12 protein-coding genes are annotated in these 11,978 nt (G+C 65.9%); 4 read left to right on the forward strand and 8 right to left on the reverse strand.

The window, feature by feature from the left end:
• Nucleotides 1–37: 37 nt before the first annotated feature.
• From J1M39_RS12640 to J1M39_RS07830, 4 genes are all read right to left on the reverse strand, one after another.
• Entirely contained in the window at nucleotides 38–748 is a 711-nt protein-coding gene (locus J1M39_RS12640; RefSeq protein WP_031943830.1) for an IS3 family transposase, read from the reverse strand.
• Nucleotides 745–1,074 carry an IS3 family transposase gene (locus J1M39_RS12645; protein ID WP_031943831.1) on the reverse strand — a complete coding sequence of 110 codons (330 nt, stop codon included), beginning with the start codon at nucleotides 1,072–1,074 and terminating at the stop codon, nucleotides 745–747. The genes J1M39_RS12640 and J1M39_RS12645 overlap by 4 nt, the downstream gene beginning before the upstream one ends.
• A 434-nt stretch (nucleotides 1,075–1,508) precedes the next feature.
• Complete coding sequence (locus tag J1M39_RS07825) at nucleotides 1,509–1,841, reverse strand: hypothetical protein (protein WP_031943833.1); 333 nt, start codon at nucleotides 1,839–1,841, stop codon at nucleotides 1,509–1,511.
• Between the two features lie 96 nt (nucleotides 1,842–1,937).
• Entirely contained in the window at nucleotides 1,938–2,375 is a 438-nt protein-coding gene (locus J1M39_RS07830) for an HNH endonuclease family protein (RefSeq protein ID WP_231862118.1), read from the reverse strand.
• 391 nt (nucleotides 2,376–2,766) lie between these two features.
• Between J1M39_RS07830 and J1M39_RS07835 the strand changes: the two genes are divergently transcribed.
• Nucleotides 2,767–4,911, forward strand: a complete 2,145-nt coding sequence (locus J1M39_RS07835) for a DNA methyltransferase (RefSeq protein ID WP_206495999.1) — start codon at nucleotides 2,767–2,769, stop codon at nucleotides 4,909–4,911.
• A 5-nt stretch (nucleotides 4,912–4,916) separates the two neighbouring features.
• Nucleotides 4,917–7,502: a DEAD/DEAH box helicase gene (locus tag J1M39_RS07840; protein WP_206496000.1), complete on the forward strand. Its 2,586-nt coding sequence runs from the start codon at nucleotides 4,917–4,919 to the stop codon at nucleotides 7,500–7,502.
• 39 nt (nucleotides 7,503–7,541) lie between these two features.
• On the opposite strand, the gene J1M39_RS07845 is transcribed toward J1M39_RS07840, so the two are convergent.
• Nucleotides 7,542–8,114, reverse strand: a complete 573-nt coding sequence (locus tag J1M39_RS07845) for a recombinase family protein (protein ID WP_101966148.1) — start codon at nucleotides 8,112–8,114, stop codon at nucleotides 7,542–7,544.
• Nucleotides 8,115–8,393: 279 nt separating this feature from the next.
• Here J1M39_RS07845 and J1M39_RS07850 point away from each other — a divergent pair, with 279 nt between their 5' ends.
• Both J1M39_RS07850 and J1M39_RS07855 read left to right on the forward strand, forming a co-directional pair.
• Entirely contained in the window at nucleotides 8,394–9,860 is a 1,467-nt protein-coding gene (locus J1M39_RS07850) for an MFS transporter (RefSeq protein ID WP_036316244.1), read from the forward strand.
• A 17-nt stretch (nucleotides 9,861–9,877) separates the two neighbouring features.
• Nucleotides 9,878–10,447, forward strand: a complete 570-nt coding sequence (locus tag J1M39_RS07855; RefSeq protein WP_081339297.1) for a TetR/AcrR family transcriptional regulator — start codon at nucleotides 9,878–9,880, stop codon at nucleotides 10,445–10,447.
• A gap of 171 nt (nucleotides 10,448–10,618) precedes the next feature.
• Here the strand turns inward: J1M39_RS07855 and J1M39_RS07860 are convergent, their stop codons facing one another.
• From J1M39_RS07860 to J1M39_RS07870, 3 genes are all read right to left on the reverse strand, one after another.
• Nucleotides 10,619–10,891, reverse strand: a complete 273-nt coding sequence (locus J1M39_RS07860) for a hypothetical protein (RefSeq protein WP_069941611.1) — start codon at nucleotides 10,889–10,891, stop codon at nucleotides 10,619–10,621.
• The gene (locus J1M39_RS07865) at nucleotides 10,888–11,601 is read right to left on the reverse strand and encodes a DUF4145 domain-containing protein (protein WP_069941612.1); all 714 of its coding nucleotides are present in this window, start codon (nucleotides 11,599–11,601) and stop codon (nucleotides 10,888–10,890) included. The genes J1M39_RS07860 and J1M39_RS07865 overlap by 4 nt, the downstream gene beginning before the upstream one ends.
• A gap of 9 nt (nucleotides 11,602–11,610) precedes the next feature.
• A partial coding sequence (locus J1M39_RS07870; RefSeq protein ID WP_206496650.1) for a hypothetical protein occupies nucleotides 11,611–11,978 on the reverse strand: 368 nt, incomplete at its 5' end.

An 11,978-nucleotide genomic window follows, 5' to 3' on the forward strand; every position in this document is an offset into this window, starting at 1 on the left:
ATCCGCTCTCCACTGCCGACGTGTCCCCTCGGGCACGTCACTGATCTTCCTCGCCCAGTCCTTGCTTGCCATCGCCCATACCTCCAGTGATTCCGAGAGGGTGTTGCGACGACCGATTGAATCCACCGACGCTGCCGTGGTCGGAGTGGAAGATCGCGCCGACCAGCGACCCGCGGTCGTGGTGCGCGGCACGGAGGGCGTCTTCGACGAGTTCGGTGCGCATGTGGTCGGCGACTTGCCAGCCCGCGAGCTTCCGGGAGCCGAGATCGATGCAGGACGCGAGGTAGAGGTTCGTGCCGTCGGCGATAGGCAGGTAGGTGATGTCGCCCACGTAGCGGCGGCCGGGGTCGCCGACGGAGAAGTCCCGTCCGATCAGGTCGGGGAAGCGCCTGGCGGACTGGTCCGGGATCGTGGTCTTCACCCGTCGTCGCAACCGGATCCCCGCGAGACGGTGCTCACGCATTACCCGCGCGACGCGCTTGTGATTCACCCGCTCCGCAACGGGCACACCGTCGTTGAGGTCGGCGGTGATCCTGGGCGCCCCGTAGGCGCGGTCGCCACCCTGAGCGGGGTCTTGCAGCACCCGGATCCGCGCCGCCAACACCGCGTCGTCTGTCGCCTTCGCGGCTCGCCGCCCGGCGGAGTCCAGCCAGGCGTAGAACGACGAGCGGGCGACCTCGACGACCTCACACAACCGCTTCACGCCGTAGGCGTCCTTGTGATCCTCAACAAACTGGAAGCGGTTCACCAGTTCGTCTCCCCGGCGAAATACTTCGCCGCCTGACGGAGGATGTCCCGCTCCGTCTCGAGCTTGCGGGCCTCGGCCTGCAAGGCTGCGAGGTCGGCCTCCAACCGGAGGACCTTCGCCGCCTGCGACTCCGGTCGCCCCGTCGCCCCCGGCGGCGACGCAGCGGCAACCGTGACCCCGGAGCCGAACTTGTCGACCCACTCTTTCAGCGCACCCCGAGAGATCCCGAGATCCCCGGCGATGCCCTTGAGCGTCGAACCCGGCGTGGACTCATACAAGTCCACCGCGCGCTGCCGGAACTCGTCCGTGTAGTTCTTCCTAGCCATCCCTTGGATTCTCGCTTCCCCAGCATCGTGCTGGAATCAGCGTGTCCAAGATCAGGGGTCAAGCGCCACCTGCGATCGGCCAGAGGATGATTCCCATACCGGCACAGTAAGGGATATGCGACCTCCACCCGCAGCGGCCTGGAACGCGACATCGGGAGGGCCTTGACCCTCGATCCTGGGCGTCGACGAGCACGTGTGGCACCACGTCAGTACCAGGCCCACCGAACAGAGCGGGCGGAACTCGAAGGAACTCACCGGGACGCCGGGTGATGGTCGACGTCACCCCACCACCACATTCGCCTGCACCTGGTCCCGGGACATCCGGTGAGGCGTACACCGACTGGTTGGACCAGCGTGGCGGGGCCTTCCGTGACGGCGTGCCGAGCAATGACCCGTTGCACCGGACCCGGAACATCCTGCGAGGACGGCCCGTTCTAGCTTTCTTTCCGCCGCACTGATCTGACGACGTACAGGAAGATCTCAAGAATGAGGCAGACAACCCAAGCGAGGAACAGCTCCAACGACACAACCATCAACCGCACCTGCAAGTCGTGGATCTCGCCACGCGGCAGCGCCTCATTCGCTGATGGTGTGGGGTCGTGCACCAGTGCTGTGGCCAAGAAGACGACCAGGCTCGCGATGGGTGTTCCGATCAGAAGGACCCAGCCGATCTTGCCGATGCCGTACGGCCTCCGCCAGCTGTCCACGGCGTGCGCCAGCCACAGGCAGAAGACCAGAACCGGCGCGATCAACATCCACTCGCTCACGGGCCCTGACCCTCGAACCAGCCCCCCGGACAGACCAATGCCCACACTCTCAGCCGTCAACGGCCAGGGGATGGGCACCATTGCGGCCATGCAGCCTCAGTACCGGGTCACCTTAAGGGTGGTGTTCGCGCAGGAGGCGGCCTTCTTCACCAAGAACGCCTTCTCCGTGGCGTCAGCCTTCAACCCCCAGCGGATCTTCACCGCGGTCCAGTCCGCGATGTACTGGCACTGGTTCTTCGGCGGCAGCCACTGCTCCGGACCGCGGGCCTGCTTGGCCGAGTTCAACGCCGAGGTCTGCGCGTTCAGCGACCGGGCATCCCCCAAGTCGTTGTAGAACGCCACCCGCTTGGCCTTGGTCCAGTACCGAGCTCCCGAGCCCCACGCCTCATGCACGGGCACCATGTGATCGATCTGCACCGTCGATGCAGACGTGTGCGTGCGCAGATCCCAGCTGCTCACCCACTTGCCCGTGGCCACCGTGCACTTACGGGCCGTCGTGAACTTCGGGGTGGTCTTGGACTCTGCGATCAACACCTCTGCCCGCGTGTTCTGGCAGTCCCTGTTCGCATCCTTCCAGTCCCCGAACTGGGCGGCCCGGTCATAGCCGGCATTGTTCTCCGCCGCCACCGGCAACGACGCCACAGCCGTGCGCAACGGGGCCGAATACGTAGTGCCGGCCGCCGCCGGGCCCGCACCCCCGAGGACAGCGGTGGTGACGAAAACAGCAGCAGTGGCCAGAGAAGCCAGAGAGCGTCGTGACATGGGCGAGTTCCTTGCTCGAGTGGATGACGCGATGCGAATTCGCATCGCAGCTGATCCTAAGCTCGCGTGAAGCCCCTGCTCGGCACGAGATCCCCGGTCCCTAGGATGGGCAGGATTAGCGCGGACAGCGCCCCATGCCACTCGGCCCAGAGAAAGAACACCCGTGTCTCGACTGACTGACCTGCTCGCCCAGGCCCGCAAGACCGACCCACAGCTGGCCGCAGACCTGGAAGCTGAGTTCCGCCAGCTCACCCAGCGCAGCCAGTTCGGTCTCGTGTTCGAGCGCCATCAACCAGAAGCTGTGGAGCTGCCCGGCCGCCCCGTGCGCCGCGGGGACACCGTCCGCGTACTCCCCCCACGCGGGAGCCTCACCATCGGGGACACCCGACACTGGGTCGTCACCGACATCGAACGCACCCCAGACGGCAAGCAAGCCCACCTGGCCGAAGCAGACATCGACGCCGAGGTCCGCGAGCCGGCCACCTCAACAGCAGCAATCGAGGACCTGGTGGTCGTCGCCCGCTTCGAGGACCCGATCTACCCGGGCCTGGTCGAGACAGGCCGCGTCGAGAACGGCGGGCCGGACAAGCCGTTCCACACGGTCATCAACGCCGAGAACTTCCACGCCCTGGAGATGCTCACCTACACGCACCGACACAGCGTGGATGCCATCTACATCGACCCGCCCTACAACACCGGAGCGAAGGACTGGAAGTACAACAACGACTACGTCGAGGAAGACGACGACTACCGCCACTCGAAGTGGCTGTCCTTCATGGAGCGGCGTCTCCTCGTCGCCAAGGAACTCCTCAACCCCGAGGACTCCGTCCTGATCGTCACCATCGACGAGAAGGAGTACCTGCGACTGGGAATGCTCCTCGAGCAGACTTTCCCCGAAGGGCGTATCACCATGGTGACTTCTTCGATCAACGCCGCCGGGGCTACTAGGCGGGGCACGTTTGCTCGCTCAGCCGAGTACATCTACTTCGTCCAGTTCGGTACCAGTCGCCCCTCGGCTCTGGTCCTCGGGCCGGAATGGAACGCAGTTCAGACGAAGAACAAAACGGATCTCTACTGGAGTCGTCTCATTCGGAGCGGCGCGGACTCCTTGCGAAGCGACAGCCCTAACCAGTTCTATCCCGTATTCATTTCTGAAACCCCCGAGGGGACGGTCTTCTCTGGAGTGGGAGACGCCTATTACGGAGATGACCTCGATGCCGTTCGACCTCCCAACGGGTCTGTCGCGGTGTGGCCGATTCGGAAGGATGGGTCACAGGGGCGTTGGCGCATTAGCGCCCAGATGCTTCGGGGACTCATCTCCCAGGGCCATGCCCGGGTTGGTGGCTGGCGGGGCGCTGACACTACGATCTACTACCTCAAGCAAGGAGAGAGCAAAAAGGTTACCGAGGGCATCTTCAAGGTGTGCGGCACTCGTCCGGATGGGTCCGTCATCACTGATGCTTCGGATTATGAAGTCCGTTTCATCCCAACAGATGTTTGGCGCCTCACGGGCCACGATGCCGGTAATAGTGGCACTCGTCTGATCGGGAACCTGATGCCAGGTAGGAAGTTTCCCTTTCCCAAGTCACTCTACGCCGTCGAGGACGCCCTGCGATTCTTCCTGGCAAACAAGCCGAACGGGGTCGTCCTCGACTTCTTCTCCGGCTCCGGCACGACCGCTCATGCGGTCATGCGCTTGAACAAGCAGGACGGGGGCCGTCGCCAGTGCATCTCCGTGACGAACAACGAGGTGTCCGCGGAAGAGCAGAAGGGCCTGCGGAAGAAGGGGCTCCGCCCGGGTGACCCGGAGTGGGAGCAATGGGGCATCTGCGACTACGTGACCAAGCCCCGCGTGACCGCGGCCATCACGGGGAAAACCCCTGACGGGGACCCGATCAAGGGTGACTACAAGTTCACTGACGAGTTCCCCATGGCCGATGGCTTCGAGGAGAACGCGGCGTTCTTCACCCTGACCTATGAGGCGCCCCGGCAGGTGCGCCGCAACCGTGCCTTCGCCCGGGTCGCGCCGATGCTCTGGCTCAAGGCCGGCTCTCGCGGTCGCATCATCTCCAGCCTTCCAGAACGGGGCTGGGATGTGGCTCAGACCTACGGGGTGCTCGAGGACATGGACCACGCCCCCGAGTTCTTGGCCGCCCTGGAGGCTGACCCCCAGGTAGGGATGGCGTTCATCGTGACCGACTCCGAGGTGGCCTTCCAGTCCGTGGCCCGACAGCTGCCCGAACACGCCACCGCGGTGCGCCTGTACGAGTCCTACCTGCACAACTTCCAGATCAACCGGAGGGCCTGACCCCCATGCGTTACACCCTCAAGGACTACCAGGTGCAGGCTGTCGAGCAGGTCCTGAACCGGCTGCATCGGGCCAGGAAGAACTACCAGGACGACGGGGTCCTGTCCCAGTTTTCCCTGGCCGCGGCGACCGGGGCTGGCAAGACGGTGATGGCCGCGGCCATCATCGAGGCCCTGTTCTTCGGTTCTGACCAGTACACCGAGGACATCGCCCCCGACCCCGGGGCCACCGTTCTCTGGTTCTCCGACGACCCGGACCTGAACGATCAGTCCCGCGCCCGGATCCATGCCGCATCCTCCGAGCTCGACGGTCGGCTGCGCACCGTGGAGAACTCTTTCGCCGAGACCACCTTCGCCCCCGGCCAGGTGTACTTCCTCAACGCCCAGAAGCTGCGTGAAGGAGCCCGCCTGGTGCGCGGAGCCGCGGACCCCGCCAACGCCGCCACCCCGGTGATGGCCGCCCCCGACATGGCCCAGCGGACCATCTACGACGTCATCGCCAACACCGTGGCCACCCCCGGACGGACCCTGTACTTCATCCTGGACGAGGCCCACCGGGGCATGAAGACCACCAAGAAGAACGACCAGGAGCGGGCCACCATCGTCCAGCGCCTGATCAACGGCACCGCCCTGGCCCCGGCCATGCCGATCGTGCTCGGGATCTCCGCCACCGTGGAACGCTTCACCCAGGCCATGGCCCATGCCACCGACCGGGATGCGCTCTCCCCCGTGCAGGTCGACCCCGCGCTCGTGCAAGCCTCCGGACTGCTCAAGGACGATGTTGTCCTCACCATCCCCGAGGAAGCCGGCGCCTTCGACACCACGCTGTTGCGCGAGGCCGTGGCCCGCACGAAGGCTTCCACCCGGGCCTGGGCCGCCTATGCCGCCGAGCAGGGCGAGGCGGACCCGGTGGTGCCGCTGCTGGTCGTGCAGGTCGCAGACAAACCCAGTGACGAGCACCTCTCGCGGATCCTGGATGTCATCCACCAGGAGTGGCCCGATCTGCGGCCCCAGGACATAGCCCACGTCTTCGGCACCCACACCGACCGGCACCTGCCCGGCCAGATCGTCAACTACATCGCCCCGCAGCGCGTGCAGGAAGCCACGCACATCCGGGTGCTGCTGGCTATGGAGGCGATCTCCACCGGTTGGGACTGTCCCAGGGCGGAGGTGCTGATGTCCTTCCGTACCTACAAGGACGCCACCTACGTCCACCAGCTGCTGGGCCGGATGGTCCGCACCCCCCTGGCCCGACGCATCCCGGGCAACGAGGTGCTCAACTCCATCGACTGCTTCCTACCCCACTTCGACAAGACCACCTCCACCGCCATCGCCCAGACCTTGATGCGCGGACAGTCCGACATGGACGACACCACTTCCGACCCCGCCCGCGCATCCGCCCGGCGGGTGCTGTTTGACCCGGTCACCCTGACACCGAACCCGGCGGTGGGAGAAGAGGTGTGGGCGGTGTTCGACGCCCTGCCCTCGATGAACATCCCCCAGGGCGCCACCAAACCGCTCAAGCGCCTGGACATCCTGGCCAACGCCCTCTCCCACGACGAGCTGCTGCCCGGGGCGGTCAAGACCGCCGCGCACACAATGTGCAAGCTCCTGGACGGATGCAGGGTGCAGTACTCCGAGCAGATCGCCGCGGCCCGCCAGGATGTGCTCACCCTGTCGGCCCAGCGGCTGACCGGCCGGCTGGGAACCACAACCCTGAGCACCACCAGCCTGGAGCTGCTGGCCGATGACCGGGCCATCGAGGAGGCTGCGGCCGCGGCGGCCGGCACCCTCACCGGCTGGATCGCTGGGGCCTACATCGATCACATCGTCCCCGAGGACGAAGAGGATCTCGACCTGCGCGAAGGAGACACCATCATCGCCTCCCTGGCCCGCACCTCCGAGGTCGTCGCCGATCTGGAGGCCAAGGCCGACAAGCTCGTGCAGGACTGGCTGAGCCAGTACCGCGTGCAGATCAACGGCCTGACCGATGAGCGCCAGGCAGTGTATGACCGGGTGCGGGAGATGGCCCGTCGGCCTGAACGTGTGGACCTGACCCGCCCGAAGTTGGCCCAGGCCGACCAGCAGGAGCGCCTCCCTGATGGCAGCGAGCGTCCTCTGCCGACCCGCACTCTGCATTTGATGGCCGCCGAGGACGGCACCGTACCTGTGGATCTGAACGCCTGGGAGCGGCAGGTGCTGGACTCCGAGGCCGCCGAGCCCTCCTTCCGGGGCTGGTACCGCAACCCCTCCCGGGCCTCCAAGCAGTCTTTGGCGATCCCGTTCCAGGACGGCGCCGGCCAGTGGCAGGCCCTGCGCCCGGACTTCGTGTTCTTCCACGCCAACCAGGACGGCACGATCCGCGCGGACATCGTGGACCCCCACGGCACGCACCTGGCCGACGCCTTGCCCAAGCTGCGGGGCCTGGCCGAGTACGCCCAGGCCCACGGGGATGCCTTCGGCCGGATCGAGGCCGTCGCTGAGATCGACGGCCAGCTGCGGGTGCTGGACATGAAGAACGACGTCGTCCGGGCCAGCGTCCACGCAGCCCAAGACGCCGAATCCCTGTACAAGGCCGCGCCCGCTTACTGAAGCAGAAACCCAGGTGGTGTCGGCGGCCGAGGATGGGGTTCAGTCTGAGGCTTGCCGGCGCAACGAGGTGTACAGGGTCTGCCGGCTCACCCCGAACGTGCGCGCCACTTCGGCCTTCGGGATCCCCATCTGAATCATCACGCGCGCCTGCTCCACGTCCGCATCAGAGAGCTTCGGGGCCTGCACGTACTTGCCGCGGGCCTTGGCTAGGGCGATGCCCTCAGCCTGGCGCTCCTTGATCCGCCGGCGCTCGAACTCAGCGAACGCCGCCAGGATGCCCAGCATGAGCCCGTCCACCGGGGAGGTGCCGGACTTGTCCACGGTGATGCGCTCGGACACGAACTGCACCGCGCACCCCTTGTCGGTGAGCTCATCCACGATCGCGTACAGATCCCGGGTGTCCCGTCCCAGCCGGTCCATCGAGGCGACCTTCACCAGGTCCCCCTCCCGCACGTACTTCATCAGCTCGGCCAACCCGGTGCGCTTGGCGCGGGAGCTGCCGGAGATCTTGTCCTGAAAGATGCGGTCGCACTCCCCCACCGCCTCGAGCTGACGGTCCAGGTTCTGTTCCGCCGAGCTCACCCGCACGTACCCCACGGTCTGTCCAACCACGTCTTAGACCTCCCGACACTTCTGTCTAACGACCCGGTTTGAGACCGTCTTCGACGTGATGGTCTCGTGGGCGGACGGAGTGTGTAAAGGGGTATACCCGGCTTGACGCCGGGATGGGGCAATGAACACCCAGCTGGATTGTGAGGCATCCCTCTGTCGGAGCGTTGACGTTTACTTTACTAACCTGTTAGTATAGTTTCGTTGATGCGACTACAGGCAGAGGACAGGGGTACAACAGTGAACGACGTTGGATCATCGCCGCGGCGGTGGTGGCTGCTCATGACCGTGGGGGCCGGCCTGCTACTCATCACCCTCGACAATTCGATCCTCTACACCGCCTTGCCTACGTTGACCGCAGACCTCGGCGCGTCCGGATCCTCGACACTGTGGATCATCAACGCCTACCCCCTGGTCATGGCTGGCCTCCTCTTGGGAGCAGGCACACTGGGCGATCGCATCGGCCACCGCCGAATGTTCGTCGTCGGCCTGTGGATCTTCGGTGCCGCATCACTGGCAGCGGCATTCTCGCCCAACCCTGCCTTCCTGATCGGCGCCAGGGCACTCCTCGCTGTGGGGGCCGCAGCGATGATGCCCGCCACGCTTGCTCTGATCCGCCTCGCGTTCGACGATCCTCGTGAGCGCAACATCGCCATCGCCATCTGGGGGAGCCTGTCGATCGCGGGGGCAGCGCTCGGACCCATTCTCGGCGGCGCCCTTCTCGAACGGTTCTGGTGGGGATCTGTTTTCCTCATCAATGTCCCCGTTGTTGCCATCGCACTTGTGGCGACCGCAATCATCGCGCCGCACAACCATCCCGATCCGTCGAAGAAGTGGGATCTCGTCTCATCCCTCTATGCGATGGTCGGGCTGGTGGGCACCGTGCTCGTCATCAAGGAACTGGCCCATATTCCACAGAACTGGGTTCTGATCGCAGGGGCGCTGGCGTCAGCAGTCATCGGGTTCGTCCTCTTCGTGCGACGCCAGGGCCGATTGGAAGAACCACTCATCGAGTTCTCCATCTTCCGCAACCGCGCCTTCGCTGGCGGCTCTCTGGCAGCCTTCTTCGCGATGTTCACCATCGCTGGCGCCCAGCTCGCGACCACACAGCGCTTCCAGCTCGTCGAGGGCTTCACCCCCCTGCAAGCAGGCCTGCTAGTCGCAGCCATCGCGCTTGGCGCCCTGCCCTCAGGTGTCCTAGGGGCCGCGATCCTGCACATCGTGGGCCTGCGGATCATTATCTCCGGCAGCCTCGCCATCGCCGCCCTAGGACTAGCTCTCGCCGTGCTGGCCTCTGCGAACGGATCACTACCCCTGCTGGTCGTCAGCTTCATCGTGACCGGCTTCGGCCTGGGCGGCACCTTCGCCGTCGCTTCCGCCGCCATTATGGGCAACGCGCCTCCGCGAAAGGCCGGCATGGCGGCCTCGATCGAAGAAGTCTCCTATGAGATGGGCTCCCTCTCGGCTGTAGCACTCCTCGGGAGCCTCCTGACCTTCGTCTACGCCACAGTCGTCCGACTCCCGGATGGCACTCCCGCCGCAGCGGGGGAGAGCATTGCCGATGCCCTCGGGATCGCCGACGGAGATCTCGACGTGATCGCAGCCGCCACCTCCGCCTACGACACGGCCTATTTGGTCACGATGATCGTCCTCGCTGTCATGCTGGCTAGTGGAGCCGCTCTGACCAATCGGCTGCTCCGCGCTTACGGGCGCGGCAGCGAGGCAATGGAGTACGCCGAAAACCACTGAACCAATCGGAGGGGCGCATGATGGTGCGTGAGAGCAAGAAGACCATGATCCTCGACGCCGCGATCCAAGTGATCGAGGAAGACGGGATCACAGCAGTCACGTTTGACTCTGTCGCGGCCGCTGCAGGGATCACCAGGGCCGGGATCATCTACCACTTCCCGTCACGAGACGACTTGATCGCTGCGATCCACCAGAGACTCGCTGATCGCTGGGAGCGGCAGTTAGAGATCGCCTGTGGAAAGCCGACCGCTGAGGCAACGCCGATGGAGCGCCTGACCGCCTACATACTCACTTGTTCGACAGCCGCCTCCCGCGCCGAGTTCCAGCTGATTCTCGACAGCCAGCACACCCAGCACAAGGCGATCTGGGAAGACCTCATCGACCGATGGACCGGACGTAGCGAACGAGACGAAGCTGAGCGCGACCAGATGACCTCGCTCGCCCTGCTCGCTGCTGACGGGCTCTGGGTCAACGACCTGATCGGAAGCAGGCCCATCTCACAGGACCACCGGAGTGAAACCGCAAAGCAGATCATCGCGCTACTCCAGAATGACGTCCATGAATCCGAGGCCAAGCCCAACGGGTAAGCGAGCCAGCGCGCGGTTGGAGAAGGCCGGATCGACGAATCCGTCGAGCGCGATGATGGGCAACCCTGTCAAGCAAGATCGCACCCTGGCACCTCTGTCCAGCAGCACCCAACTGGCTCTGACACATGCGCCTAGTGGGTATACCCGACTGGACGGTTTCTCAGACACACCCTAGCCGTGCGTGCGCCCGTAGGGGGCGCGCCAGGCCGATTCTTCTGCCCGAATGCGGGTGACCCACCCAGCGGGCACCCATGCCTGCAACCGTTCGGTGCTGGGCGCCTCCTCCCAGGCGATCAGCACATGGGTGCTCGACCAGCGGGCAGCCATCGCATCGACCCGTCCCCGGTCGGGGAGCATGACCCGCACGTAGGGGGCGTCCTGGTAGAGCGCGGAGTGGACCTCCTCGGGGCTGCGGAAGGCCGGCGGCTCGTAGACCGGGATCACGACGCCGCGCGCGGGCCGCGGGCGGCGTCGTGGCGGGCCTTGCGTGCCGCGCGCATGCTGGCCTTCTGGGCCGGCTGCTCGTAGAGGACGAAGGCGGCCTCCCAGAGCAGCTCGGCGACGTCGGCGATCTCCTCGGCGGCGTACTGCACGCCGACATGGATGCTGTCGTTGCCCACGAGGCGGGACTCGTGCAGGTCCTCCAGCAGCTCCGCGTCCAGCCGCGGGGTCAGGCTGTTGATCTTGGCCTTGAGGTCCCGGCCGGTGCCGCCCTGGTCCTCGACCATCTCCTCGGTGGCCGCGCGGTAGAGCACGCCAGCGGCGCGCAGAGCTCCCGCGCTCTCACACAGGCTGGCCTCCCGGTAGAGCGAGCGCATCTTCTCCGGCGCCTCCTCGGGCAGGTGGCGGACCGCGGCGAGCGGGTAGACCAGCGTGCGGGAGAGCCGGCGTGGCTCCGTGCCTTCATCCCACTGGTGCTCGGACCATGTGTCCATGACGGTGACAGGCTGCTCGCAGCGGTGGCACTGCATCACCACGATCTCTCGCGCCCCCGAGGTCGGCGGCGGAGAGTCGTTCGTCGGCGAGGGCCGGTACGGCTCCTCGTCGAGATGCGCGTACCTCGGGTAGATCTCAATGCGGGACTCAGGGTCCATGGCCGCGTAGGCCTGGCAGTGCGGGCAGACGCCGGCCATGTTCTCGAAGAGGTACTCCATGGCCGCAGTTTAGGAGCGGATCTGCGTGCCCTTCTCGCGCTGGGCCACACGGGCGCTGCGCAGGGCCCGGGGTCGCGGGGAGGTCTCGTGCTTGAAGGCCAAGTAGTCGACGACGTCGGCCTCGCACCAGAGCCGTCCGCGGGTGACCGGCTCGGGGAACTGGTGGTCGCGCTGGCGCAGGGAGCGGGCCGAGCGCTCGGCCACGCCCAGCAGCTCGTTGACCCGCGGCTCGGCGATCAGGCCGATCACGCGCGGGTCCAGGCCCGCCTCGTGCAGCTCGGTGGCCGCACTGGCCGCGCGGTTGCGCACGGCGGTGGTGGCCGTCTCGTAGGAATTGGCCCCAGCCGCGCGGGCGAGGATGTCCAGCAGTGCTGCGG

This window comes from Micrococcus sp. KRD077 (assembly GCF_017168505.1).
GTDB lineage: Bacteria > Actinomycetota > Actinomycetes > Actinomycetales > Micrococcaceae > Micrococcus > Micrococcus luteus.